Annotated in this window: 21 protein-coding genes; 4 read left to right on the top strand and 17 right to left on the bottom strand. The window is 55.9% G+C overall.

Annotation, left to right across the window (positions count from 1 at the left end; all coding sequences use genetic code 11):
• Positions 1 to 149: 149 nt before the first annotated feature.
• The 13 genes from ACFSKT_RS02525 to ACFSKT_RS02465 all read right to left on the bottom strand — a co-directional run bounded on the left by ACFSKT_RS02525 (position 150) and on the right by ACFSKT_RS02465 (position 17,313).
• Positions 150 to 1,415: an FAD-binding protein gene (locus ACFSKT_RS02525; RefSeq protein WP_377720229.1), complete on the bottom strand. Its 1,266-nt coding sequence runs from the start codon at positions 1,413 to 1,415 to the stop codon at positions 150 to 152.
• Between the two features lie 205 nt (positions 1,416 to 1,620).
• Positions 1,621 to 2,523, bottom strand: a complete 903-nt coding sequence (locus ACFSKT_RS02520) for a carbohydrate ABC transporter permease (RefSeq protein ID WP_377720228.1) — start codon at positions 2,521 to 2,523, stop codon at positions 1,621 to 1,623.
• Positions 2,524 to 2,545: 22 nt separating this feature from the next.
• Positions 2,546 to 3,403: an ABC transporter permease gene (locus ACFSKT_RS02515; RefSeq protein WP_377720632.1), complete on the bottom strand. Its 858-nt coding sequence runs from the start codon at positions 3,401 to 3,403 to the stop codon at positions 2,546 to 2,548.
• A gap of 217 nt (positions 3,404 to 3,620) precedes the next feature.
• Positions 3,621 to 5,270: a type 2 periplasmic-binding domain-containing protein gene (locus ACFSKT_RS02510; RefSeq protein ID WP_377720227.1), complete on the bottom strand. Its 1,650-nt coding sequence runs from the start codon at positions 5,268 to 5,270 to the stop codon at positions 3,621 to 3,623.
• A gap of 191 nt (positions 5,271 to 5,461) precedes the next feature.
• Entirely contained in the window at positions 5,462 to 6,829 is a 1,368-nt protein-coding gene (locus tag ACFSKT_RS02505) for an ABC transporter substrate-binding protein (RefSeq protein WP_377720226.1), read from the bottom strand.
• 33 nt (positions 6,830 to 6,862) lie between these two features.
• Positions 6,863 to 8,719, bottom strand: coding sequence for a sensor histidine kinase (locus ACFSKT_RS02500; RefSeq protein ID WP_377720225.1), 1,857 nt, complete (start codon positions 8,717 to 8,719; stop codon positions 6,863 to 6,865).
• A 15-nt stretch (positions 8,720 to 8,734) separates the two neighbouring features.
• Entirely contained in the window at positions 8,735 to 10,339 is a 1,605-nt protein-coding gene (locus ACFSKT_RS02495) for a response regulator transcription factor (protein WP_377720224.1), read from the bottom strand.
• A 210-nt stretch (positions 10,340 to 10,549) separates the two neighbouring features.
• Complete coding sequence (locus tag ACFSKT_RS02490) at positions 10,550 to 12,181, bottom strand: glycoside hydrolase family 13 protein (protein ID WP_377720631.1); 1,632 nt, start codon at positions 12,179 to 12,181, stop codon at positions 10,550 to 10,552.
• 204 nt (positions 12,182 to 12,385) lie between these two features.
• The gene (locus tag ACFSKT_RS02485) at positions 12,386 to 12,565 is read right to left on the bottom strand and encodes a hypothetical protein (protein WP_377720223.1); all 180 of its coding nucleotides are present in this window, start codon (positions 12,563 to 12,565) and stop codon (positions 12,386 to 12,388) included.
• 87 nt (positions 12,566 to 12,652) lie between these two features.
• Positions 12,653 to 13,429: an SMI1/KNR4 family protein gene (locus ACFSKT_RS02480; protein WP_377720222.1), complete on the bottom strand. Its 777-nt coding sequence runs from the start codon at positions 13,427 to 13,429 to the stop codon at positions 12,653 to 12,655.
• A gap of 235 nt (positions 13,430 to 13,664) precedes the next feature.
• Complete coding sequence (locus ACFSKT_RS02475) at positions 13,665 to 14,036, bottom strand: iron chaperone (RefSeq protein WP_377720221.1); 372 nt, start codon at positions 14,034 to 14,036, stop codon at positions 13,665 to 13,667.
• A gap of 62 nt (positions 14,037 to 14,098) precedes the next feature.
• The gene (locus tag ACFSKT_RS02470) at positions 14,099 to 16,354 is read right to left on the bottom strand and encodes an ATP-binding cassette domain-containing protein (protein ID WP_377720220.1); all 2,256 of its coding nucleotides are present in this window, start codon (positions 16,352 to 16,354) and stop codon (positions 14,099 to 14,101) included.
• A 266-nt stretch (positions 16,355 to 16,620) separates the two neighbouring features.
• Complete coding sequence (locus ACFSKT_RS02465; RefSeq protein ID WP_377720219.1) at positions 16,621 to 17,313, bottom strand: ankyrin repeat domain-containing protein; 693 nt, start codon at positions 17,311 to 17,313, stop codon at positions 16,621 to 16,623.
• Positions 17,314 to 17,554: 241 nt separating this feature from the next.
• Between ACFSKT_RS02465 and ACFSKT_RS02460 the strand changes: the two genes are divergently transcribed.
• Together ACFSKT_RS02460 and ACFSKT_RS02455 are read left to right on the top strand one after the other, a co-directional pair.
• Positions 17,555 to 18,454, top strand: coding sequence for an aldo/keto reductase (locus ACFSKT_RS02460; RefSeq protein WP_377720218.1), 900 nt, complete (start codon positions 17,555 to 17,557; stop codon positions 18,452 to 18,454).
• 127 nt (positions 18,455 to 18,581) lie between these two features.
• The gene (locus tag ACFSKT_RS02455) at positions 18,582 to 18,974 is read left to right on the top strand and encodes a DoxX family protein (RefSeq protein WP_377720217.1); all 393 of its coding nucleotides are present in this window, start codon (positions 18,582 to 18,584) and stop codon (positions 18,972 to 18,974) included.
• A gap of 82 nt (positions 18,975 to 19,056) precedes the next feature.
• Here ACFSKT_RS02455 and ACFSKT_RS02450 read toward each other — a convergent pair whose 3' ends face one another.
• A complete protein-coding gene (locus tag ACFSKT_RS02450) occupies positions 19,057 to 20,694 on the bottom strand; it encodes a cellulase family glycosylhydrolase (RefSeq protein WP_377720216.1) in 1,638 nt (545 codons plus the stop codon).
• Between the two features lie 274 nt (positions 20,695 to 20,968).
• Between ACFSKT_RS02450 and ACFSKT_RS02445 the strand changes: the two genes are divergently transcribed.
• A complete protein-coding gene (locus ACFSKT_RS02445; protein ID WP_377720215.1) occupies positions 20,969 to 21,694 on the top strand; it encodes a C40 family peptidase in 726 nt (241 codons plus the stop codon).
• An 89-nt stretch (positions 21,695 to 21,783) separates the two neighbouring features.
• Here the strand turns inward: ACFSKT_RS02445 and ACFSKT_RS02440 are convergent, their stop codons facing one another.
• Positions 21,784 to 22,266, bottom strand: coding sequence for a DUF2975 domain-containing protein (locus ACFSKT_RS02440; protein ID WP_377720214.1), 483 nt, complete (start codon positions 22,264 to 22,266; stop codon positions 21,784 to 21,786).
• Positions 22,267 to 22,471: 205 nt separating this feature from the next.
• Here ACFSKT_RS02440 and flgB point away from each other — a divergent pair, with 205 nt between their 5' ends.
• Positions 22,472 to 22,879 carry a flagellar basal body rod protein FlgB gene (gene flgB, locus ACFSKT_RS02435; protein WP_377720213.1) on the top strand — a complete coding sequence of 136 codons (408 nt, stop codon included), beginning with the start codon at positions 22,472 to 22,474 and terminating at the stop codon, positions 22,877 to 22,879.
• Positions 22,880 to 23,015: 136 nt separating this feature from the next.
• Here the strand turns inward: flgB and ACFSKT_RS02430 are convergent, their stop codons facing one another.
• Complete coding sequence (locus ACFSKT_RS02430; RefSeq protein ID WP_377720212.1) at positions 23,016 to 25,070, bottom strand: methyl-accepting chemotaxis protein; 2,055 nt, start codon at positions 25,068 to 25,070, stop codon at positions 23,016 to 23,018.
• Between the two features lie 158 nt (positions 25,071 to 25,228).
• Entirely contained in the window at positions 25,229 to 25,774 is a 546-nt protein-coding gene (locus ACFSKT_RS02425; RefSeq protein WP_377720211.1) for a DUF3231 family protein, read from the bottom strand.
• Positions 25,775 to 25,796: the final 22 nt, after the last annotated feature.

Genomic DNA, 25,796 nt, shown 5'->3' with positions numbered 1-25,796 from the left:
GCGGCTCCAATATGGACAACGGCTTGACTATGGCGTTGAGTTTCTATTTAGTCGTAAGCATCTATCGAAATGTTGCTATGAACAAGATGAGGCAAACATTCACCCGAAATAAAAAAAAGCCACATCGATCAACGATGCGACTTCCCTCCTCATTGCTGCATGATGTACGAATCGATGAACGCATTACGCAGCTTCCCGGCCGGATCATAACGCTCCAGCAGCTGCCGGAAATCCGCCAGACGCTCGTACTGCGCCTGCACCCGCTCCGGCTCCATCGTGAACAGCTTCGCCCAATGCGGGCGCGCGCCGAACGGAGCCAGCTCGCGCTCAATAAGCGGCAGTACCTCGCGCACGCCCTCCCAATCCGGCTTCCACGTAAAGTGCAGGCCAACGCTGTCCTGCTTGTAGCACGGGCTCATCCAGAAGGTGTCCGCGGCGATCGTGCGAACCTCGGAGATAAAGAGCAGCGGCGCGATTCGCTCGCGGATCCGGTCCAGCGCGCGCAGAGCCTCGAGCGCATGCCGCCTCGGCACGAAATATTCGCTCTGCAGCTCATGGCCGGCGCTCGGCGTAAAGTCCATGCGGAAATGCGGCAGACGCTCATGCCATGGCCCCGGCTCGCCCAGCTGCTCGCTGCAATTGACCGCGGACTGGCCCGGTACCGGATGGCGCTTGACCGGAGCCGGCTGAGCGCCGAAGAAATCGGCCGATGCCGCGGCCTCCGCTCCTTCGCCCTCGACCTTCCGCTTCACCCAGACTTGATTGAATGCGGCGCTCGTCCAGTCCGTGAACAGGCTCACGCTGTAGGCTGCCGAGAAAATGTCTTCGATGCGGTCATCCAGCGCCGATAAGGGCAGCTGGTCGTATACGGTCTGGCTCACTTGAAACGCGGGCACCACGTCCAGCGTCAACTTCGTCACGATGCCCAGTCCGCCGAGCCCGACGACCGCCCCTTCGAAATCGCGATCCGCGCCGCGCGTAAGGACGACGATCTCGCCGTCCGTCTTCACCAGCTCGATGGCGCGTACCGCTTCCGCCAGCCCTCCGTTCCGGTCGCCCGATCCGTGCGTAGCCGTCGCCACGGCGCCGGCCACGCTGATGTGCGGAAGCGACGCCAGGTTGTGCAGCGCATATCCCTGATCCTCTAGGTAACGGCATAGATCTCCGTACCGAATGCCGCCTTCGACCGTGACCGTCATCCGCTCACGATCGAGCGCGATGACCCGGTTGAGCTTGCGAAGCGAGATTTGGCTGCCGCCGGTATCGGCGATGCCGTTGAACGAATGGCGCGAGCCAAGCGCGCGAATGCGGCTGGCGCGAACGGCCATGTCGCGGACCTCTTCCAGACTTTCGGGTTCAAGCAGCTCCGACGAACCGTAGCGGTAGTTCCCGGCCCAATTGTACTTGTCTTCCATCTGCATGGCACTCCTTTGGCTTCGCCTATGAATCATTCAGTCCTGCATATACGAATATATTAACTAATTTCTGATCTTATTAACAAGACTATAATCTCGCAAATGCTAGCGGAGGCCAAAAAAAAAGCGCAATAGGCTCGAGATTTTTCTCGAGTCCATTGCGCTCTCCGAGCGAAGCGGGCTTAGCGGCTGATGTCGATGAGATTCAGCCCTTCACGGAACCGATCAACACGCCTTTTTCGAAATATTTCTGGATGAACGGGTACACCACGAGAATCGGCAGCGTCGACACGATAATGACGCCGTATTTGATCTGATCCGCATAGCGCTGCGCGTATCCGCCGGATGCGCCACCCGTCCCCGCGCCGCTCGAGAACACCTGGTTCGAGAGCAAGATATCCCGGAGGACGATTTGCAGCGGCTGCAGATGATTGTCCCGCACATAGACGAGCGCCGTGAAGAAGTCATTCCAATGCGCGACCAAATAATACAGGCCGACGACGGAAATCACCGCCTTGGACAACGGAAGCACGACGCTCCAGAAGAAGCGGAAGTGGCTGCAGCCGTCCATCGAAGCAGCCTCGTACAGCTCCTTCGGAATCGAATTGTCGAAGAACGTGCGCGTTATGATCAGGTTGAACACGTTGACGCAGAACGGGAAGATGAATACCCACATCGTGTTCGTCATCCCTAAGCCTTTGATCAGCAGATACGTCGGGATCAAGCCGCCGTTGAAGAACATGGTGATGACGAACGCGAACATGATGAACTTCCTCGCCCTGAACTCGGGACGCGACAGCGCGTACGCCGCCGGCAGCGTGAACAACAGGTTCACGAAGGTGCCCAGGAACGTATAGAGGATCGTATTGCCGTATCCTGTCCAGATCCGGGAATCGTTCAGAATTTCCTTGTAGCCGAACAGGCTGAACCCTCTCGGGAACAACGTGACCTTCCCCGTCGCGACCAAGGTGGAATCGCTGACCGAAGCGATGACGACGAAATACAGCGGATAGGCCACGATCAAAAATGCGAACAAACATAAAAGGACGATGACGGCGTCGAATAGGAGATCATTCGCCGGCCGGCTCTTCGCGCGGATTGCATCCATTGCATTCACCTCCTAAACCCCGCTACCATAGGCTCGTATTGGATACTCTCTTCGAGATCGCGTTGGTCGCGAACAGGAAGATAAAGTTGATGACCGTGTTGAACAGCCCGATCGCGGACGAATAGCTGATCTGATTCGAGATGATCCCGATTTTGTACACATAGGTGGCGATTACCTCGGATACTGGCAAGTTCAATGTATTTTGCATGAGGAAAATTTTCTCGAAGCCGGTCCCGAGCACATTGCCCATCGTCAGAATGAACAGGATGATGATCGTCGGTACGAGCGCGGGCAAATCGATATGCTTGATCGTCTGCCAGCGGCTCGCCCCGTCGATCTTGGACGAATCGTACAGCTGCGGGTCGACGCTGGACAAGGCGGCCAAATAAATAATGCTGTTCCAGCCGCAGTGCTGCCAAATATCGGAGATGACATAGACGGGCACGAACGTATTCACGTCGGCCAGCAGATTCATATCCCCGAAGCCCAGCGACGCCATGAGATAGCCGACGATGCCGGTGTTCGGCGACAGGAGTACGTTGAGCAGGCCGACCATGACGACGATGGAGATGAAATGCGGCAGGTAGACCGTCGTCTGGAGCACCTTCTTCGCCCGCTTCCAGCGCAGCTGATTCAGAATGAGCGCGAGTATGATCGGGGCCGGAAATCCGATCAGGATGGTCGCCAGGCTGATTGTGATCGTATTCTTCATGATGTCGACGAACAGATAGCTGTCGATAAATTGCTTAAAGTAGTACAAGCCGCGCCATTCCCCGCCGGTCAGTCCCTTGGCGAAATCGTAATCGCGGAACGCCAGCTGAATCCCGTACATCGGCACGTAATTGAATAACGCAATGACGATAACGGCCGGCAGCACCATCACCCAAAGTTGGTAGTCCCGCCGGAACGTGTTGAATACCGTCTGTTTGCGCACGAGTCTCGACTCGGGCTTATTGCGCGCAAGGGCTAGCTCGGACTTATGGCCGGCTCCCTGAGCGGAACGGATAGACATTCGATCACTCCCTCGTGAAGGGGGATGCCCCTCTGCGGCGAAGCGGAAGCAAGCATCCCTAATCCTTCGAAATCGACGTGTTCGCTTATTTCTGGCTAGCCTTATAATCCTCGTAGTATTTCTGCATGATCTCGAGATTTTGCGGGAGTCCGGTCTTGGTCGCGTTCTTCACGTAGCCGTCCCACTCCTTGTCGATGCCGCCCTTCGTCACCCATTGCGAGAATTTGGCCATGGCCAGGTTCATCAGGTTCGTATTGTTCAAGCTCATCATGCTGTTATCCGCGGCGCTGTACTTGATGAACATGCTCGGCAGCACGTCGTTCTCCTTGTCGATTGCCTCGATCGTCGGCATGATCGGCTCGGTCTGCTTGCCGACCGACTGCATATCCGTGCCGAGCGTCAGGTTCAGGCTGTCCGCGATATACATCGGCCCGTTGTCCGCCCAGGTGGAGGTCCATTTCCACGTGCCCGGGTCCATGGCGGCGTCCGCAGGCGGCAGCACGGCGTAGCTGCCGTCGCCGTTGTCCTTGATGTTCGTCCCCAGCGAGCCGAACAACACCTGCATGCTGACCTTCGGATCGTACAGCTCGTTGATGAAGCGCATTGCGGCCGCCTTGTCCTTCGTCTTGGCGGACATCGTGACCATGTTCACGCCGTAGTTGAGCGTATCGTAGTCGTAGTCCCACGATACTTGGGCCGTCGAGCTCGCGGACGACTTCAGCGGCGCCATCGACGTATACTGAGGCGCGAGCGTATTCCCGAACCGGTCCGTCACCTCCCAGCCCCACGTGAAGCCGACCTTCGCTTTGTCGCCGGTGCCGCGCGCCACGGATTGGAACTTCGTATAATCCTGCGTGAACACTTCCTTGCTGATGAGCCCGGCCGCGAAGCATTTGTTCAAGAAGTGGACCAGATTCTTATAGCGCTCGTCGACAAAGAAGTTCTTCACCTGGCCGTCCTCGAGGAAATAGCCTTGCCCGCTGCCGTTCGTAAGGGTGATGCCCTCGCTGCCGAGCAGCACCGTCGGATGGAAGAAGCCGAAGCCGCCCGTGCCGACCGGCGCGAAATCCATCGGAATTTCGTCGTTCACATCGCCGTCGCCGTTCGCGTCTTTCTCCTTGAAGGCGAGCAGCACGTCGTACAGCTCATCCCAATTCGTCGGCATCGCAAGTCCGAGATTGTCGAGCCACGTCTGGTTGATGTACTGCCTGGATACTGTGGCCGGCCAGAAGCGCTGATACTTCGGCAAGCCGTAGATTTTGCCGTCCGTCTGCGAGGCGATCACCTTCGTCTCCGGCTTGTCGTTGAACATCGCCTGCACATTCGGGCCATCGCTTGCGACCAGCTCGCTCAAATCCTGGAACAAACCCGGGAATTGCGCGAAATCGGCATCCGTGATCGCGTTCGGACCGATGATCAGATCCGGCACGTCGCCGCCGGCGAGCAGCGCGCCCTTCTTCTGATCCCAATCCGCCGTCACCTCCTGCCACTGGATATCGACGCCCGCGCGCTCCTCTGCCTGCTGCAGCCATTCCATCTTCGCCAGCTCCTGCGTCAGCGGATGCTTCGTAATGAGGCCGGTTAATTTGACAACTTTGCCGGACGACGAATTGCTGCCGGTCGGCGCATTCGTGCCCGTATTGCCTTCGGGCGCATTCGCATTATTGCCGCTGCAGCCGGATATGGCAGCTGCGGAGAGACTTGCGGCTAGGGCCAGTGATAACACTTTTCTCATGGCGGTATCCCCTTTTTCTCGATAATCGTGATCGCTTTCGCTTGACCTCCCCATCTTAGCAAGCGCTTTCAAAGGGCGACAATTCGGAAAATGATTGGATTTAAGGGAGAATGATTGGATGAAAAAACCGCCCATGCAGCATGGGCGGTTACGTCGATCTTTGAATTTATCGTTGTCCTTGTTCATCCCCCTCATGGATACGTCCCTATAAACGCGGCATCGATCTCCTCCGCTACATCGGTGAACGCCTGCTTCACGCTTTTCTTCCCGAGGAACACCAGATCCAGCGCGGGAAGAAGGATGGCGTTGATGCTCTCGATGTTCTTCAAATAGTAGTCGTACGAATTAACGCCGTTCTCCAGCGTCTGCCGCATGACCGCATCCTCGTACCCTTCCGGATGTCCGGGCTTCTCGTCCGCCCACCTCGTGATGAGCTCGGGCTTCGTGTAATAGTCTTTCAAGAGCGGCATCCAAAGCCCGCTGGCATGCATGTCGATCGCATGCTCGGCATCGATCAGCCACTTGAAGAACAGCCATGCTTCGAGCGGATGCTTCGTCGATGCGGACATGACGATCGGCTCGCCGAATTGGACGGTCGTGCTTTTCTTTAACTTCGGCAGCACGCCGACGCCGTAATTGACGCCAGCGGTGCCCAGATCCAGCTGAATCCACTGGCCGTCCAAATCCATCGCGACCTTCTTGCTCTGCAGGGCGAGCATGGGCTGGGGCAAATTCTTCTCCTGCAGCGGCGATGGCGCCACACGGTGCACATAGATCAGGTCGGCCAGCTTCTGTACCGCTTCAATGACCGCCGGATCCTGCAGATTCATACGGCTTCCGTCCGCGGAGATGATGCTCGTCTCGTTGGACGCGACGAACAAATGCCACATCCACGTATTGAATCGGACGCCGAATTGCTCGATGTGGTTCGGATCGAACGAGGGACTGAGCGCATTATGGCCATTGCGATCGATCGTCAGCTTCTTCGCCGTCTGCACGAACTCGTCCCAGTCCCAAGCTTCCTCGGCCTTCACGGGCGGTGGCGACAGCCCGGCTTCCTTGAACAGGTCGGCATTGTAATAGAGCGCGAAAGCCTCCTCCGTCACCTTCACGCCGGCTACCTTCCCTTGGTCCCACGATATTATCGCGTTCGGAATCAACGAGCTTTCGTTAATGTCGGGATCCGTCGCCAGAAATTCATTCAAGTTATACAGCTTGCCCTGCTCCGCCCATTGAAGCGCCGTATGCTTATACAGCATGAACACGTCCGGCGCGCGATTGCTGGCGTACATCGTCGTCAGCTTCGTGACGTAATCGCCCGGCGCATACATGTAGTCCACCGTAATCCAAGGATACTTATCCATGAACTTCCGGACCATGGCTTCCTGCGCCCTGCGCTCGTTCACCGATCCCCAGGAGGCATAGGTTAAGGTCACCGGTTCTTGACTGCCCCCCTTGATCGCATAGCCGATATGCGGCTCGGGCATATTCGCCGTCTGCCGGCAGCCGGCCGTTATCAGCGCAAGTCCCAGTCCAAGAAGTGCCGCTATTCGCTTCATTGTGGTCGGGTCGCCTCCTTTGGCCCTTTCCTATTAAGAGACTTGCGTCGCCGACCCGGGATCGGGGTGCCGGCCTAACCGGATGAGGACCCGGGTTCCTCCCTCCTTGCCGGACTGAATATCCAAGCCGTACAGGGGGCCGTAGAGCAGCTTGATCCGTTTCTCGACATTCGCCATGCCGGTTGAACGCACCTCCCCGGATTTCAGTTTATCGAGGCGTTCCTTCGAGATGCCGCACCCGTTATCTTCGACGGAGAAGCAGATTGCATCCGGTCCGCTCCAGCCTTTGATCACGATGATGCCGCCCGATTCCCGCTCCGCAAGACCGTGAATGATCGCGTTCTCGACGAACGGCTGCAGGAATAGCTTGGGCACCTCCATGCCAAGGAGCGTCTCGTCGACTTCCATGCGCGTCTCGATCATGTTCTCATACCGGCTCGACATGATATAGACGTATTTGTTCAGCCAGTCCAAGTCGGTCGCAAGCGGCCAAGTCTCGTTCTTATTGCGCGTCGAGGTCTGCAGCATCTCGGCCAGATTCAGCATGATCCGGCTCATCTCGTGCTGGTTGTTCTCGACGGCGATCCAATACAGCGTCGTTAACGTGTTATAGAGAAAATGGGGATTCAACTGCAGGTTCAGCGCCATCAGCTCGGATTCCTTCTCCCGCAGTCTGGAGGCGTAATTCTCTTCGATCAGCGCGTGAATCTGCCCGTTCATCTGATTGAACATGCGGATCAGCTCGCCGAGCTCGTCGCGTCCGTGCTCGGGGATGCGCACCCGGAAATTGCCGCGCTCCATCATTTTGATCGCTTTCTTAATGCGGATGATCGGCTTCGTAATGTAGATCGACAGCATATACGCGAGCAGCGCGGAGACGAGCAGCATCGCGGCCAGGAATAGAACGGAATACGAACGAATCGATTCCAGCCCTTGCAGCGCGTCCTCGACCGGAATTTCGATATAGGACATCCATCCGGTGCTCTCCATTTGGTGAAAGGCGATGAGTCGCTTGCGCCCGTCGATGACCTTCTGAAAGCTGCCCTGCTTCATCTCGAACGCTTCCTTCAGCCAGGCTGGGGCCTGACGAGTGCCCGCCAGCTTCGCGTCCGAAGCAACGACTACCGAGCCGGAATAATCAATGATGCCGTACGTTAGTCCCTGCAGCTTGCTTCTGTGCACGTAGTCGGCGAATAGCTTCTCCACGTAATCCGTTCGGAAGCTCAGCATCAGAACAGGTCTTGTCCGGTCCGGCGGCAGCGAATGAAAGACGCCCTGCTCGTCGATATACGTCAAATTCAGCTCCTTCACCCCGGACATCAGCTTCTCGTATTCATAGGGGAATCCGGTCATCTCGTGCTCGCCGAACGCGTCCGCGAACGAATACGTGGGCACCCAGACCAGATCGCCCTGATAGATGATCGATGCGCGGTACAAATCCGAGCGGAAGAAGCCCTCCGGCGGCACGTACATCCGCTCGGCGTTGCCGTACGTATATTCGGGCGTCAGGATGAACGACGAATAGATATCCGCATCACCGCCGAAATATTGGAACAAGATCGCGGTAATCCGGCGATCGGCCTTGAGCTGGGATTCATTGTCGTGCGGATCGACCTTCGCGATGACCTCGTACAGATCGTTATCGATCGGCAATACCTCGCTCTTGGCATGAATGTCGCGCAGCTTCTCGTCGAGCAGCTGATTATTGTTCAGCACGATATTGCCCAGACTCTCCTGGACGTTCCGCAGCATGTTGCGCGCGCTGATCTGATGATAGGCAAAACCGAGAATCAAGATGATGAACGTGACGAGCAGGCAATAGGACACGATCAGTTTAAGGCGAAACTTCGCGTTCGCGGCGAGATGGGACAGGAAACGCAGCATGCGCATGATGGGCCTCGGCAGTTATGACGTGAACGTCCGGCGGAATTCGTCCGGCGAGTGCAGGAACGTTTTCTTGAATACTTTGTTGAAATACTTGATATCTTTATAGCCGACTGCCTTCGCAATGTCGGCGATCTTCTGATCGGACTGCAGCAGCAAGCTTCGCGCGCGCTGCATGCGCGTCTTGACCAGGAAGTCGGTGAAGGACACGCCGAAATGATTTTTGAACAGAATGCTGAAATACGAAGCGTTGTAATAGAACCGCTGCGCCATCGCATCAAGACCGATGTCCTCGTGCAGATGCGCTTCCATGTACTCCCTGCACTTCTGCATGATCCATTCGCTCCGTGCGCCCTTATCCTTCTTCATCTGGCGGATCATATCCGACAGCAGACGGGCCGCGGCTGCCTTCGCATCGCGAAACGACTTGACGGCTACAATCTCCTGGTCGATCCGAGCCGCCAACCGCCCGTAATCCGCATCCTCCATCACCAGCTCCGCGCGCTTCAGACAGGTGAGCAGCATTTGGATCAGCGCACATTTGAACCGAAAAGGAGGCGGATAGCCGGCAGCCAGCTGCTCCACCATGGCCGTTAACGTTAACGTCGCCAGCTCGATGTTTCCGCTAGTAACCGCTTCCTCGAGGGATTGCGAATCTTTGGCTGCGGCCGCCGCAGGGTCCGCCTTCGATAGCTGGGATGCAAGCGCCTCAGCCGTCAACCATGTGCCCTCCGGATAATAGAACAGGTAGAGCGCCGCTTGCTGCGCCTGCTCCCAGCAATCGCGTATGTCCGCGCCCAAGCAAGTGCTTGAACGCGCCACGCCCGCACCGATTGCGCGGTTATACAGCTGACCGAGCTGGGCGAGCGCGGCGCGCAGCTTCTCCAGCCCTTCTCCCTCCGCATCGACGTACTTCCATTCGGCGATCACGAACATGCGGTCTTTCTCATGTTCCGGCGAAAGGACGATGAGATCGGCTAGTCCTCCCAATGTCTGCGAGATAGCCCGCTTCAGCATCTGTCTCCATTCTTGGTCGGCGGTCGAAGCCATCGAAGCGCCCGTCTCCAACAGCATGACCGTCCCAGGTCCCGCCGCCTTGAACGCCGCCTGCGCCTCCCGAAGTTCCGCCGGCGGCAGTTCCTCGGTCATCCATCGGTACAGCAACTGCTCGATATAGACCGTCTTCGATTGCGCGAGCTGCCGGGACAGGCTGTCCGCCGTCGTCTGTTCGATCATTTCTTGCCGGATTTGATGCTCCAGCTGCGCAAGCACCGGCTCGAGATGAGCAGGACTGACCGGCTTGACCAGGTAGTCTTTCGCCCCAAGCCGCATGGCTTGCCGGGCATAGCCAAACTCATGGTATACGCTTACAAAAACGACTTTCGGCAATTTGGTGCCGTCTTGATGAAGATGCTCCACGAATTCGATTCCGTTCACGAGCGGCATTTGGATATCCGTAAAGACAATATCGAGCGGCTTGCGGTGGGCAAGCTCCAGTGCTTCCTTGCCATTCTTCGCTTCATGGACCCGATATTCCGGACGCAGCGATCTGACCATGGCGGCCAGTCCGCGGCGCTGCTTCGGCTCGTCATCCACGATCAAGATTTCAATGGACTCTGTAGACACGCGTTAACCCCCTAGACGAAGTATCGACAGCTGCGCTCTCCCTATATTGTAAAATGATCGGCTGCCGCATGGAATGCAAGAACTGGGGATTTTCATTAGAAAAGGAGAAGATCATTGGAATCTTCGCTTTCACGGGGATAGGAAAAAGGCGCCCCTCGTCATCTTGGACGACTGAAGGGACACCTCTGCACGCTTCTGGAGCAACGACGTTTATTTTGCGCGGTTCAACCGGTACATTCTGGCTTCGTAAGGACGAAGCGCAAGCGGCGGCAGCTCGTCGTCATAATTGGCGATCAACAGCTCCTTCTCCCCGGACAGCGATTCCGGGAGCGTGAATGGCACCTGCTCGCCGTAGAAATTGCACAGGACGATAATCGTCTCGCCTTCCAGCGAGCGCGTATACGCGAAGAGATTCCGGTCCTCCGGGAAGAGCAGCTCGTAATCGCCATAGACGATGACCTCGTGCTCTTTGCGAAGCCGGATCAGCTTCTGGTAATGATAGAAAATCGAGTTCGCGTCTTGAAGCTCCGATTCCGCGTTAATGCCGACGTAATTCGGATTCACGCGAATCCACGGCGTGCCCGTCGTGAAGCCCGCCTCCGGAGTCGCGTCCCATTGCATCGGCGTGCGCGCGTTATCGCGGCCTTTGGCATAGATCGAGGCCATGATGTCTTCGTGCAGATGGCCTTGGTCCGTCCGCTCCTTATGCAGATTGAGCAGTTCAATATCCCGGTAATCTTCGATCGGATATTGCACGTTGGTCATCCCGAGCTCTTCGCCTTGATAGATATACGGCGTGCCCTGCATGCCATGCAGCAAAGTCGCCAGCATCTTGGCCGACTCTACCCGGTACTCGCCGTCATTGCCCCACCGGGAGACGATCCGCGGCAGATCGTGATTGTTCCAGAACAGGCTGTTCCACGCCTCGCCCTTCAGCTCCGTCTGCCATTTGGACAGCACCGCCTTCAGCTTCATGAAGTCCAGCGGCGCCAAATCCCACTTGCTCTTGCCCGGCTGCTCGTCCAGTCCGATATGCTCGAACTGAAACACCATCGAGAATTCGGAGCCGTCCGGGTTGCTGAACAGCTTGGCGATCTCCGGCGTGGCGCCCCATGTCTCGCCGACCGTGAGCAGATCCGCCCGTTGAAAGGTGCGCCGGCTGAGCTCTTGAATATAGTCATGCAGCTTCGGTCCGTTCCCGGTAATGAGCCGGTCCGGCTCTTTGGCGATCAGATCGATGACATCCAACCGGAAGCCGCCGACGCCGCGGTCGATCCACCAATTGATCATCCGATAGATTTCTTCCCGGACCTTCGGATTCGCCCAGTTGAGATCCGGCTGCTTCACGGAGAACAGATGCAAGTAATATTGGCCAAGCTCCGGCACATACGCCCAAGCCGATCCACCGAAGATGCTGCCTAATTCGTTCGGTGGCGTGCCCGGAACGCCGTCGCGCCATACATAATAGTCGTAGTAAGGGTTGTCCTTTCCCTGCTTCGCCTCGATGAACCAGGGGTGCTCGTCCGAGGTATGATTCAGGACCAGGTCCATAATGATTTTAATATTGCGCTTGGCCGCTTCCCGAATCAGCGCGTCCATATCGTCCAGCGAACCGAACATCGGGTCGATATCCTGATAATCCGAGATATCGTAGCCGTTGTCATCCTGCGGGGACTTGGAGACCGGGGAGAGCCAGATCGCGCCGATGCCGAGCTTCTCCAAATAATCGAGCCGGTTCAATATGCCGGTCAGATCGCCGATCCCGTCGCCGTTGCTGTCTTGGAAGCTGCGAGGGTAAATTTGGTACACGACCGTTTCTTTCCACCACTTTTTGTTCTCCATCATCCAAATCTCCTTGTTTCTCTCTCGTTGTCTGCTGCTTCTTGCAGGGATGTTGCTTGATTACTATACAGGGTTCGTCGCGAACTTGCACCTTTCGTCCATTCCGCCATCGTAAATTTGATTCCAGGGCGGCTCTTTGAGCATTGAACATGAAAAAAATCCGCATGCTTCGCGGATTTTCAAGTCGATCGAGATGAGATTCGCTTATGCGCGCTGGTCTTTTTTGGGGTGTATGCTCGTAAGCGCGAAAGCATCCTTGTCGATGCCCAGCTTCTCCGCTTTCTTCTTCTTCATCACCATCGCCTGCTGCAAACTGGTGGCCCGAAATTCGATCGCGTTGCCGGATGGATCCTCGAATGCATAGTAGAGCTTTTTGTCCGCCATGTACGTTATGCCTCCGTTCTTGAATGAGATGATCTGACACGCCCTGTTATTGGCAGTCGTTAACCCCAACTATTATGTCCACTCCATTTATGGACTAACAATGAATTCTTCCCAAGTTATTTTGTGCTTCTCATAATCCGCGCCGATGAGCAGCAGTTGATCCTCTACTTTGACTACGCCCTCTTCAATGCCCTTATAAACTGGGAGCGGCAGTTGCTCTAGATAAGCTTTGGCTTGCGCAAAATCGCAAGAGAACCTTTTTTTGATGTACGCCAATGTTTTTACTTTATTGGCGCCTGGACCGGTTAAGATCAACTTGTAATAGTCATAGGGTTCGACCTCGTCGTCTTCATTGCTCTCCTCGTTGCTGCTCGGAAGTAAGACGCTTCGAAGAAACTCCTTAAGATTATCGTAGGCAACCGAAAAATTCCATGCGCCTGCTCCATGCCTTGCCGTAAAGATGACGGTATCTCCTCTAGAAAGATCGATGCAATACGGATCGCCTTCGTCCGAAGCAATGACTAGATAATCGATCGGCCAATCCGCGATGGCTTCGTCCGCCACGTGATTATAGTTGTAACCGGATTGGCCTGGCAGCAGATCCTTGGCTCCATAAATATAGAGATTCATATATTGGTCGTTGCTCCAGGCAACCGATACGGGAACATAATGCTTCAAGAAGGATATGTATTCCTCCGGAAGACGCCATTCATCGATCACGCGAAGGATGTCCCGCTCCTCTGCTTCCGTTATCAGATACATCGGATACTTCGCGTAATAATCAGGATTTCGATCCACCGCCTCTTCTATTGCGACCCGCATCTTGGCAAGAATAGCTTCCAATGATTCGTACCTGTTCTCCACTGGCATCCCCGCTTCAAATGGAATAGTTGCCGTCCTACGCTGAACGCATGTGATCAAGCTCGATATGGCGCCTCAAAAGCTGATCTCGGACGACAAAGGAAGGCTACTATACAACTTGTAGCATCTCTATAGTAGCACAAATTGGAAGCGTTCGGCCTGCTCGCAAAGTCAAAAAATCCGCTCTCGCGAGCGGATTCGTCTGTTTAGGTATATGCTTCCGACTCGATATCCGGCGTTACTTCCGCCAGAACGTCGAACAGTCTGCCTTGTCTTCGATATTGAACGCGATCATTCTCTCCAGCAAATCGAAGTCGACCGGAATCCCCCACGGGATTCGCACCAATTCATTCGTATGTTTATAGCCCGCCTGAACGATATCCGCCGAGAACCGCTGAATGCCGGCCCGCTCCGGCGCGACGGCCATATGCGGCTTGGCAACGCTAAAGCCGATGATATACGTGTCATGATCGGTGAACATCGGCTGATTCCATGCGACTTTCGTCTCCAACTTCGGAAATTGTCGATTCACCCAACTCAACACTTCTTCCGTGCGCGCCCGATGAAGCGGGTGATCGATTTTCGCGATAAATTCCGCGAAGGCATCCATGGTCATTCCTCCTCCACCACGCGGAGGCCGCCGGTTCGGCCGGCAGCCCGTCCGATCTCTAATTACGTCAAGTACTTGCCCGTGATCGACTGCTCTGCCTGAATGATCTGCGATGGCAAGCCCTCGAACACGACCTGGCCGCCCTTGCTGCCTCCGTCCGGTCCCATGTCGATGATCCAATCCGCCTGACTGATGACCTCCAGGTTGTGCTCGATGACAATGACCGTATTGCCGGCATCGACGAGGCGGTTCATAATCTCCAGCAGGTGACCGATATCGGACATGTGCAGTCCCGTCGTCGGCTCGTCCATCACGTAGATGCTGCCCTTCTTGTGCAGCTCGCTCGCCAGCTTGATCCGCTGGCATTCGCCGCCGGACAGCGTGCTGAGCGGCTGGCCGAGCGTGACATAGTTCAAACCGACGTCGCTCATCGCCTGCAGCTTGCGCACGACCTCTTTCAGCTCGAAGAATTCCAGCGCCTGCTCCACGGTCATCTCCAGCACATCGGCGATCGACTTGCCGTTCAGCTTATAGGCAAGCACTTCTTCCTTGAAGCGACGGCCTCCGCATACTTCGCACGGCAGCTTCACGCTGTCCAGGAAAGCCAGGTCCGTGTAGACGACGCCAAGTCCTTGGCAGTTCTCGCAGGCGCCTTTGGAGTTGAAGCTGAACAAGCCTTGATTCACCTTGTTCGCGGACGCGAACGCCTTGCGCACGTCGTCCATAATGCCCGTATAGGTCGCGGGATTCGAGCGCGTGGATACGCCAACCGCCGATTGGTCGATGACGATCGCATCCGGATGCCTGCTGAGGAATACCTCATTAATCAGCGTGCTCTTCCCCGAGCCGGCGACGCCTGTCACGACGGTCAGCACGCCTGTCGGAATATCGACGCTCACGTTCCGCAGATTATGCAGCTTCGCCTCTTGGATGGGGAGCTTGCCAGAAGGCTTGCGGCAATCGCCCTTCAGCCGAAGCGGGCGTTTCATATGGGTGCCGGTCAACGTGTCCGACTCCAACAGTCCCTGGTAGCTTCCTTCATAGACGATGGTTCCGCCGCGGCTGCCCGCGTGAGGTCCGACGTCGACGATATGGTCCGCCACTTTGATGACGTCCGGATCGTGCTCGACGACGATGACGGTATTGCCTTTGTCGCGCAGCTTCTGCAGCAAGTCGTTCAACCGGTGGACGTCGCGGGGGTGCAAGCCGACGCTGGGTTCATCGAATATGTACGTAACGTCCACCAGGCTGCCGCTCAGATGCTTCACCATTTTGACGCGCTGCGATTCGCCGCCGGACAATGTGTCCGTCTCGCGGTCGAGCGTCAAATAATCGAGGCCGATATCCACCAGATGCTGCAGCCGCTCCGTCAGCGACTTCACGATCGGCGCGGCGACGGGGTCGTCGATCTCGCGAACGACGCGAATGAGCTCGCCGACCTCCATCGAGGAGAGCTCCGCGATGTTGCGTCCGTTGATCCTGCAGCCAAGCGTCGCCTGACTGAGTCTCGCGCCGCGGCAGGTGGAGCACGGGCCTTCCGTTATATAAGGCGCGACCGTCTTTTGGGTCCGTTCGGACTTTGTTTTGACATCCTGCTTGATGTATTTGTTGGTGAATTTCTCGATCGCGCCTTCTACCGTAATATTCATCGCTTTCCCGGCGAAATCCATTTGCACTTTCCTGGCCTTGCCGTACAGCAGCTTGTCCAGTTCCTCTTCCGAATAATCGCTCAGCTTCTTGTCGAGGTCGTATTCGCCCGACTGCACGACCATGTTGAACTCCCAGCCGCCGACCGAATAGTCCGGCAGCATGATCGCCCCTTCGTTGAGCGACTTGGACATGTCCACGGCCTTGCTCATGTCGACGCCCAGCTTCCGGCCGAGCCCGTTGCACTCGGGACACATGCCTTGCGGATCGTTGAACGAGAACATGTTCACGCCGCCGACATGGGGCTGTCCCACCCGGGAGTAGAGCAAGCGGAGAATCGGCGCAATATCGGTAATCGTGCCCATGGTGGAATGCGAGCCGCCGCCGAGCCGCTTCTGGTCGACGATCACGGCCATGCTCAGATTCTCGATCGCGTCCGTGTCCGGCTGCGGGACGCGCGGCAGGAACGTGCGTACGAACATGCTGAAATTCTCGTTGAGCAGCCGCGTGGATTCCGCGGCGATCGTATCGAAGACGATCGAGGACTTGCCGGAGCCGGAGACGCCGGTGAAAATCGTGATTTTCCGCTTCGGAATCCGCAGGGAGACATTCTTGAGATTGTTCTCTCTCGCGCCCGAAATAACGATATATTCCTGATTTGTTTCGTTCATATCATACCTCCATTCGGATATGTAGGTTGGATTATCCAATTGGACACCTTTTGGTGACGATAAGATCATAAGATGCCGCTCTGCGTCGTGTCAACTTCATTTTCGAACTCCGCTCAGCCGTTAGTCCAGTCGCGATCCATGTTAACTTTGCTACTATGCCCCATTGAAACATCGCCTACGTATAACGCCTCGTATTCGCACGATAACGCGAATAGCGTCGCAAGCCAAAGAGCCTGCAACGCCATGAAGATGTCTAACCGACGAGCCTATTTCGCCCCTGCTTCAAGCAAGAGGCGTTCGATTTCCGTATACCCTTTATCCCTCGCATGCTGTAAGGGCGTCACGCCGTCATGGTCCGGAATATTCGCGTCTGCTCCATGATCGAGGAGCAGCTTGACCGTCTGCTGCTGCTTCGGACCTCCGTCGTTCAGAATAATCGCTTCCATTAATGCCGTCCATCCGAGGTTATTTATATGATTGACATCGACGTTCGTGTTCGCCAGCAATTCTTGCACCACGTCCGTATAGCCGTGTTCGGAAGCCGGGATTAACGCGGTTCCGCCGAATCGATTCGTAATAGCCGGATCCGCGCCTGCTTGAATGGTAAGCTTCACAATCTCGAGATATCCTTCCGCGCCGGCATATAAGAATGGCGTGTTGCGAATCTCATCCTGGATGTTGACGTCCGCGCCGGCGTCAATGAGCGCTTGTACCGTTGCCGGGTCGTTGTTGTAGGTCGCGATCATCGCGGGCGTCCTACCCTTGGCGTCCTGCGCATTCACGTCAGCGCCTTCTTGCACCAGCTTCGCGACGGCATCCGCATCACGACGGTCCACAGCTTGAAGAAGTAACCGGTTCATATTCGTCCCCTCCGTTTCGTGTCCAACATTCGTTCCCGCATCCGCGCAGCCTTGAAGGATGAGCAGACAACCTAAGCATACGAACAGCCATTTTCGCATCGCTATTATTCTCCTCCAGGTATGGGCTCTATAAATAGAATAGAGGATGATGCTAAACGATTCGGGAGTTAAGTATAAACAAAATCGAAACGGAATGTAAACATTCCCGAAAGCCTATATCTCTCCCTGTCGATGTCCCGCCCGGCCGGAGCGCAGAAAAGCGTTGCTCGAAATCCGAACATGCACTATGATATTCCCGAGAATCGTTACCGCTTCCAAAATGTGAGAGGAGCATGCAAAGATGGAACAAAGAACGCTGGGCAGAACCGGTCTTCGCGTGTCGCAGCTCGGCTACGGCGCGATGGAAATCCGCGGACCGCGCGTATGGAACGGCCGGCCGGTGCCGGATGAGGATTCGGCGCGCATCTTGAACACGGTGCTCGACGCCGGCATTAATTTCATCGACACCTCCTATGACTACGGAAGAAGCGAAGAGCTGATCGGGAAGCATATCAGCCATCGGCGGCACGAATTTATTCTGGCGACCAAATGCGGATGCACGCTGGTCGACCATGGCGACCACGACGAGACGCCGCATGTGTGGACCCGCGACAATGTGCTGCACAATATCGAGACGAGCCTGCGCCGGATGAATACCGACTACGTCGATCTGCTGCAGCTTCACGGTCCGACCGTCCGTCAGGCCGAGGAAGGCGGATTGATCGACGCGCTGAAGGAGATTCAAGATTCGGGCAAGGCGCGATGGATCGGCATTTCCTCCTACCAGCCGAACTTGTCCGGATTTATCGATTGGGAGGCATTCGATACGTTCCAGATCCCCTACTCCGCGCTCGAACGGGAGCATGAACCCTGGATCGCCAAGGCCAGCGAACGCGGAGCCGGCGTCATCATTCGCGGCGGCGTCGGGCAGGGCGAGCCTGGACATGGCCGGGGAGCGGCCGACCGCTGGGCCATCTGGGAGCGCGCCAACCTCGACGAGCTGCTGGACGAGGGCGAGACGAGAACCGGCTTTATGCTGCGCTGCACGCTGGCGAATCCGCACATGGACACGACGATCGTCGGCACGATCAATCCGGCGCATCTGGCGGATAACCTTAGATTCGCCGCCAAAGGCAAGCTGCCGGCGGATGTGTACGCAGAGGTTCAGAAGCGGATCGATGGCATCATAGCAACGTCTTAGTCGTATGCGCCGCCATGCCGCCATAGGACTCGAGGCTGCGGCAATGCCGCAATCGAGAAGAAACCGCCCCGCCCTCGCCATGCTACGATGTATCCATCACACATACCTGGATGGAGGTTCGATCATAATGGCGCATAATAAGATATCGAAAGGCCGGCAATGGACATCGTACGTGCTAAGCGGACTGGTAATCGCGTTCATGTTGTTAGACGGTCTCGGCAAGTTATTCAAACCGGAGTCGGTAGTCGAGAGCACGGTCAGTCTCGGATTCGAGGAGCATCATCTTCTGATCATAGCCTTACTGGGGCTCGTCGCGACGCTGCTCTACGCCATCCCCCGCACGGCTATACTCGGCGCGATCCTGCTCACGGGCTATTATGGCGGCGTTATCGCCACGCATGTCCGGCTGGACAATCCGTTGTTCTCCCATACGTTGTTCTCGGTGTATCTGTCCTTATTCGTATGGGGCGGCCTATGGCTAAGAGACCCGCGGATCAAGCAATTTTTCGCCTCCAATTAACGGCGAAAGGGACGATCCAATCGGATCGTCCCTTCTTTATCGTTCGCTGAATGCGCAGTCGGTTCACCTTGTTTCGATGAAATTACGGTTTCACGAGCTGCCACTGCTGGTTGGCCGACGCGCTCGCGGTTGCCTGCTTCAAGTCGGCGCCGTTCGCGGTGCTGCCGCCGCTGTCGAGATAGAGACCGGAAGCCAGGTTCTTGATGCGGTAATGGCTCCCGTACGCCTCCAGCACCCATCGTTGATTGGCGCTGGTGCCGCTGCTCCACTGGCCGCAGATCGAGCCGCTGGCTGTATGGCCCATCCCGTCGAGATACAAGCCGGTAGCCGTATTTTTTATTTTATAATAGCTGCCGTAGAACTCCATGACCCATTGTTGGTTGCTGCCGGAGCTGGCTCCCCATTGCCCCGCGTTCGACCCATTCGTCGTCCGCCCCATGCCGTCCGCGTACAGGCTCGACGCTGCATTCTTCAGCTTGTTCGTGTTCATGGCGCTCATGATCGCGTCAATAATCCCCTGCTGCGTTACGGCGTTGGTCGACCGGTTGAACAAGCCGAAGCCGTATTGCCCATTATGGCCATTGTCCCAGACGATCGGCACGGCGCCGTACTTGCGGGCCGTGGCGCTGACCGCCTTGGCGAACGTCGCGCGATAGGCGTTGTTGGCGGCATCGTGCGCCGTCTTGTCGATGGCACCGAACTCGCCGACCACGACCGGATAGCCCTGCGTGACGAATTTATCGTACGTGGACTTCAGCTGGGCCTCGAGGTAATCCTCTTGTCCCCAAGTCGATTTCTTGGCCGGGTTGGTCGCCCCTGCGCCCCACTGCGTGATCGTACCGGATTCCTCGCCCGCGAAGTCCCATGGGGAGTAATAATGAACGGAGATCATGATTCGCTTTTCGGAGCTAGGGATCGTAGAGGATCGATAGTTATCCGTCGGAAGCACGAAGCCGTAGTTGCCCACGGTATAATCGATGTTCGTATTCCAGCCGGGGATGAGCAGCCACCGGGTCGCATTGTTCCCGCCGGTCTGTCTGACCGTATCGACGAAGATTTGATTGTACGCGTTCAAGTTGGCATAGTAGGCGGTGTTCGGCGTACCGTACGTGCCGTCGAACTCTTCGTTCATCGATTCGAAAATGAGGCGCTCGTCGTAATTGACGAACGTCGTCGCGATCTGCTGCCATACCTTCTGATACTTGGCTTTGATCATAGCCTGATCGCTCCCGTTCACGAGCAGCCAAGAGCCGGCTACGGAATTGTAACCGTCTCCATGAATGTTCATGACGACGTACAGGCCTTCGTTGTAGGCATAGTCGACGACGGTCTTCACCCGGTTCAGCCATGTGGCATTAATCGTATAGTTGGGCGCGCCGCCGATATGATTCAAGTACGAGACCGGGATGCGGATCGTCTTGAAGCCCGCCGCCTTCACCTTCTGAATGAGCGCTTGCGTGACGGCGGGATTGCCCCACGCCGTTTCGCTCGGCGTGCCGTTTACGCTGGCTTCGAGCTGATTGCCCAAATTCCAGCCCGCGCCCATCTCGAACACCACTTGCGATGCGTTAAGCGACGCGAAATCGGTAGTAATCGCGGGTGCCGCCGATGCGGACGGACTCCAGCTGGACAAGGCCGTCCCCAGCATCAGGACTGCGGCGAGCAGGTAGATCCCGCACAATTTGAAGTTAGCCTTCATCGTTGCGTTCATGGTTGTCATCAAGTCAATTCCTCCGTTCATAGTTCGTATTTGGTTGGTCAGTTTCCGCCAATGATGCTGCCCTCTCCCCCTTTCCTGTGAAATGATTGGATTCATTAACAAAGTTGCAACAAGATTATAACGAGATTAATCGGGAAAAATTACCCCACTAATTTCCACAAAAATCATATAAAAATTTGTAAGGGCTTACATCGCGCTAGGCCCGCATTCTTCGTAATGGAAATCAGCGCAATGAGGCAAACTGTAGAAAAATCGTACAGGGAGCGGTTACACCATGAGATGGATAGCAACAGCAGCGATAATTCTCGGGTTCACCTTCGTTATGTCCGCGTGCGGCGGCCGGAGCGATGCGGATAATTTAAGGAATCAGCTTCACACGCAAGGCGTCACCGACGAAAGGATTTCAGACCCCTACGTCATTAACGACGACGTCGATTTGAAGCGGGGCGATCAAGGCATCGGCCAACCGTCTTTCGGCGGAGGCACGTTCATGGCGCAATCCGCCATGACGCAAGTTTTCCCGAACCCGTCGATTAGCCCGATTAACGGCAGTCTGGCCGAGAACGCCATCCGAACGGCGTCGCAATTCATGGGCACGCCCTATCAATTCGGCTCGGACCGGAGCGACCCCACCTCCTTCGACTGCTCGGATTTCACCCGGTGGGCATTCTTATCCGGGCTGGGCATGGATCTACCACTCGATTCGCGCAGTCAGGCTCGTTACGTGCAAGCCTACTCCAATCGCGTCTTCTACAATTTGAACAACGCGCGTCGCGGCGACCTGCTGTTCTTCACCTCGTTCCGGGGTGGCAATCCGGCTCAGTACGAGGGCGTATCGAAATCCGTCGAAGCGGTATCCCACTGCGGGATCTATCTGGGGGACGGCAAAATGATTCATACTGCCTCGCCGCGAACCGGCGGGGTTCGCATCGACAATGTGTTCGGCAATCATCTGCAGTGGCGTTTCTACATGGGAGGCACCGTGTTGGACCAAAAGTAAATCGTGCGGATCGAAAATAAAAGCAGCAGCATCCTTCAGGCTTCCGTGCATGCCTGCGTGGGTGCTGCTGCTTTTGGCGCTGCTGGCCATTAAATGGTCAAGTCGTTCTCGAATTTCAGCGCGAGGATATCCTTCAGGACGCGAATGAGCAGCGCGGCGAAGGTTGCGATCACGATCGATATAAACGTGCCCACGACTCCCAGCGTGATGAACGGGGTAATGTCCTCGTTACGGATGAACAGCATGATGGAGAGGACGGCTGCCGCGATGACGGCGCAAATCAGCATGGCGGAATACTGGATGCCTTTCAGCGCACGGACCGCTTTGGCCGAGAACATGCGCTTACGTTCCGCATAGCTTAGCAATTGATAGGTTTGAACCAGCGCGATGAGGAACGGAACCGCTAAGGCATAACACCCCGCCAAGAACGGGTATTGCAAATAGGCCGTGTCCGGATGCGCGGCCGCATCTCGAGCGGCCACCGCGGGTAAGAACACGACGCATACCACAAGCGCCGCCATGCCGAACATAATGACCATGCCTTTAAGAAATAAGATAGAGCCTCGACTCAAAAGTTACACCCCGCTTCATGATTTCTGATTTGAATTTATCACAATATTTATTGCAAAACAATATATTTACATTGCAAAAGAATACGTGATTATTGTTTCCTATTCTCTGACGCGAGGCGTATTCGCGTGTCGTGCAAGTTCGACAAAAAAAGTGAAACACGCCCGCCTTCTTCCCGTAAGCATGGGGTATGGAGGTGGCTGGTACATGTTTGTGAGCAATAGTTCCAAACGAAACGAAGCGTTATTGGGTATACTGGAGCATAAGCACAAGACGATTACGGCGAACATTGCCAACGCGGATACGCCGAATTACAAGGCGCAGAAGGTCGTCTTCGAAGACGAGCTGGCGAAGCTGATCCAGGGCGGCCAGACCGGGCGCGTACAGCTTAACCGGACACACGAGCAGCATCTTCCGCTTCGCGCCGGTACGTCGGTTATTCCGTATAAGACGGTGCAGGATCACACGACGGCCATGAACAACAATGGCAACAATGTCGACATCGACGGTGAAATGGCGAACTTGGCCAGCAATCAGCTCGCCTATCATTTCATGATCGACAAAGTGAGCGGCCATTATAATAAGTACAAAAAATTGCTCGCCGATCTGAGGTAGTTCCGCTAATACCGCCACTCCAACTTCAAAAGGCAGCCCATCGCGGGCTGCCTTCTTCGCATGACTTCTTTTTATTCGTAATGCCTCAGTCAGAGGCTGCGAGCTGCGCTTTCGCCGACAACGGGTGCTGCGCGCCTTACTCGACTTTGAACTTCGAAGCGGATTCGGCCAGCTCTTTCGTGAGGGCGTCAATGGTCTCCACCATGAGCGCCAGCTGCTGAACGGTCTCCGATTGTTCCATCATCGTCGCGCTGACCTCCTCGACGGACGCGGATACCTCTTCGCCCGAAGCCGAGAGGCTTTGTGCGGAATGCAGCACCTCTTCCTTATCCTGCTCCATGCGGGCCACCTCGTCCGCCATCGCCTTGATCTGGGCCGTGATGTCCGTGACCTTGTCCAAGATCGTCTGGAAGGCGAGCCGCGTCTGATGGACATACGCGTCCTGCTTGGCGGCGATCTCCTGAATTTCGATTACGCTCTGGTTGTTCTCCTGCACGTACGCGAGATTCTGTTGGATGATTTCGTTGATTTGGCTCGATTGCTTCGAGCTTTGTTCCGCCAGCTTGCGAATTTCCGAAGCCACGACGGCGAATCCCCGGCCATGCTCGCCCGCCCGCGCCGCTTCGATGGAAGCGTTCAAGGCTAGCAAATTCGTCTGCCCCGCGATCTGGCTGATCGCGCCGGTAATCTGGCTGATATTGTTCGAGCTGACTTGAAGTTTGGCCGTAATTTCGGAAATCTTCTGGACTTCTTGCTCGTTCTTCGCATTGTTGTCCGTCAGATCGTCCACGACCTTGTTGCTATCGTGGAACACGGTCACGATCTGTTCCGCCATGCCGCGGACGGATTGGACATTGTCGCTCATCGTCGCGAACTTATCCCCGAAGCCGTTGAATTTCTCGACAATCGTCTCCGTCTCGTGCGATTGCGATTCCATCGCCTTCGCGATTTCCATCGAGGTCACGGACGTTTCGTTGGCCGACTGCGCCGTTTTCTTCGAGGATTCTTCCAATTCGCTCGTGCTGGAGCCCAGAATCGCGATCGATTGATTCATATTCGTAATGAGCTCTTTGTTCTGCGCCACCATGGCGTTGAAGCTGTCCGCCAAATCCTTGAACTCGCTGTCATAGCTGCCCTGCGCCGTCACGGTCAGGTCGCCGGATGCTAATTGCTTAAATTGCCCGGTCAGACGCAAAATTGGCGACGTGATATAGCGTGACATCAAGATGCCGAACGCAACGGCGACGAGTACGGCCACGACGGTGACGATGAGCATTTTGAGGGTCATGTCCTGGATCGGCCGGTTGATATCGGCGTAGGAATCAATGACGGTTATGACGAAATCCGCGTTCGGTATCCGGTTGGTATGATAGAACTCGCCGTTAATATCGATTTCCGATACTTTGATTTCGCCCACGGCCCGGTCGGCGAGGAACTCTTTGAGCCCCGGTTGATCGCCGATAAAGACGCCGACCGTCTCCGGGTTCATGGAATTGTACAGGAACGTGCCGTCGCGGCTAAGAATCTCGATTCTGCCTTCGCCGTTAATGTGGATGTCCTTGAACTTCTCCGTGAAGAAATCGCCGTTCACCGTCGACGTGAATACGCCGAGCACATTGCCGTTGGCGTCTTTGATCGGATTGGCGAAGACGATCAGGACCTTATTCTCGGACTTGATCGCATCCGAGATGGCCGTTTTGCCGGACATCGCTTCTTTGAAGTAGGCGAATTCGGCGAAATTTTGCCCTAACAACGGCGACGCCGTCGTGGCGATTACGGTTCCCTCGATGTCGATGATAGAGAAGGAATCATTGCCGCGCGTCCCTTGCAGGCTGCGCTTCAAGGATTCGCTTACTTCAGCATACTGGCTATTGGAGGATGAGGTAAACTCGGCATCGCTCATGGTTTTGGCATTGCGCAATTCCAGCAGCTTGCGATAGGAATTGTGGTCGGACGCCAAATATGTCGATTGCTCTTGCAGCTGGATAGCGGTCCACAGCCCTTCCGCCATCCGATCCGCGACCCCAGCGATCTCGTCCTTGCTCTTACGCATAAGCAGATCAGACGCAAAGAAATAAGTGATCGTGGCTGTGGCGACAAGCACGATGATCACAAGTGCGCTAATTAACGCAGGCAGCTTGACTTTGAGCGATATATTTCGAATTCGATTGAGTAATCCACGTTTCTTCATCTCATTAGTCCTCCTAAGTTGTTTTGCTCCGGACACGAATTCGAAGCATCACTACTTTATATCGGCATGCGTCTCGAATTGTTTAGCGAGAGACACGCAAAAAAAAGAAGCCCGCTCCGGATTTGCATCCGTAAGCGGACTTCTGCTGCGGCCTAAAGTTAGGGGCGAAGCTCCGTGCCCGCATGATAGGCGGGCGGCACGAGCAGCCATCCTTTCTCGATCATCAACTGTCGGAACGTCAGCGCGAACGAGGCTTTCTTCATCTGGAATCTGGCGAACATCGCAGCCACGTCCGGCCGGACCGCCTCGGTCAAGCCTCGGCACGCGTAATTGATGCCCAGGACGATATTGAAGCTGAGGAGACTCGCGATTTCCTCGTCGGATAGTTTGGCGTTCTCCGGGATGCCGCGATAATCGCCAAGCGATTTGTCCGGCGTCGACTGCGGCAGCGGTACGCCCTCGCTGCTCAGGAATTCCTGCAATTCCTCCCGGATCGGGAGATGGACGTTGTGGATGACGTCTTCGATTTTATCTTTCAGTTCCGCATCCTGCACGGTATTCAGCGATACCTGTTCCCCGCGCAGCGTCTGCTCGGTGGCGGACAGATAGAACCAGAGGTTCATCACCTCTCCGACGTGCAGGGGCGGCTTCTTGCCGTCGCTGAACGGATGGATCGCATCTTTCAATAATTCAAGCAAGTTCATTGCGCTGCATCTCCAGTTTTAC

This window comes from Paenibacillus xanthanilyticus (assembly GCF_042682185.1).
Classification (GTDB): domain Bacteria; phylum Bacillota; class Bacilli; order Paenibacillales; family Paenibacillaceae; genus Paenibacillus_Z; species Paenibacillus_Z xanthanilyticus.
The sequence above is the reverse complement of the archived record's forward strand: the minus strand, read 5'-3'. Positions and strand labels throughout refer to the sequence as shown.

Excerpts from the sequence above, each read along its gene's own strand:
- ACFSKT_RS02515 (WP_377720632.1), bottom strand. The coding sequence starts at position 3,403 with ATGGTGCTGCCGGCCGTTATCGTCATTGCGTTATTCAATTACGTGCCG.
- ACFSKT_RS02470 (WP_377720220.1), bottom strand. The coding sequence starts at position 16,354 with ATGAACGAAACAAATCAGGAATATATCGTTATTTCGGGCGCGAGAGAG.
- ACFSKT_RS02490 (WP_377720631.1), bottom strand. The coding sequence starts at position 12,181 with ATGGAGAACAAAAAGTGGTGGAAAGAAACGGTCGTGTACCAAATTTAC.
- ACFSKT_RS02460 (WP_377720218.1), top strand. The coding sequence starts at position 17,555 with ATGGAACAAAGAACGCTGGGCAGAACCGGTCTTCGCGTGTCGCAGCTC.
- ACFSKT_RS02510 (WP_377720227.1), bottom strand. The coding sequence starts at position 5,270 with ATGAGAAAAGTGTTATCACTGGCCCTAGCCGCAAGTCTCTCCGCAGCT.
- ACFSKT_RS02430 (WP_377720212.1), bottom strand. The coding sequence starts at position 25,070 with ATGAAGAAACGTGGATTACTCAATCGAATTCGAAATATATCGCTCAAA.
- ACFSKT_RS02485 (WP_377720223.1), bottom strand. The coding sequence starts at position 12,565 with ATGGCGGACAAAAAGCTCTACTATGCATTCGAGGATCCATCCGGCAAC.
- ACFSKT_RS02450 (WP_377720216.1), bottom strand. The coding sequence starts at position 20,694 with ATGACAACCATGAACGCAACGATGAAGGCTAACTTCAAATTGTGCGGG.
- ACFSKT_RS02475 (WP_377720221.1), bottom strand. The coding sequence starts at position 14,036 with ATGGATGCCTTCGCGGAATTTATCGCGAAAATCGATCACCCGCTTCAT.
- ACFSKT_RS02525 (WP_377720229.1), bottom strand. The coding sequence starts at position 1,415 with ATGGAAGACAAGTACAATTGGGCCGGGAACTACCGCTACGGTTCGTCG.
- ACFSKT_RS02425 (WP_377720211.1), bottom strand. The coding sequence starts at position 25,774 with ATGAACTTGCTTGAATTATTGAAAGATGCGATCCATCCGTTCAGCGAC.
- ACFSKT_RS02455 (WP_377720217.1), top strand. The coding sequence starts at position 18,582 with ATGGCGCATAATAAGATATCGAAAGGCCGGCAATGGACATCGTACGTG.
- ACFSKT_RS02465 (WP_377720219.1), bottom strand. The coding sequence starts at position 17,313 with ATGCGAAAATGGCTGTTCGTATGCTTAGGTTGTCTGCTCATCCTTCAA.
- flgB (WP_377720213.1), top strand. The coding sequence starts at position 22,472 with ATGTTTGTGAGCAATAGTTCCAAACGAAACGAAGCGTTATTGGGTATA.
- ACFSKT_RS02505 (WP_377720226.1), bottom strand. The coding sequence starts at position 6,829 with ATGAAGCGAATAGCGGCACTTCTTGGACTGGGACTTGCGCTGATAACG.
- ACFSKT_RS02520 (WP_377720228.1), bottom strand. The coding sequence starts at position 2,523 with ATGGATGCAATCCGCGCGAAGAGCCGGCCGGCGAATGATCTCCTATTC.
- ACFSKT_RS02445 (WP_377720215.1), top strand. The coding sequence starts at position 20,969 with ATGAGATGGATAGCAACAGCAGCGATAATTCTCGGGTTCACCTTCGTT.
- ACFSKT_RS02500 (WP_377720225.1), bottom strand. The coding sequence starts at position 8,719 with ATGCGCATGCTGCGTTTCCTGTCCCATCTCGCCGCGAACGCGAAGTTT.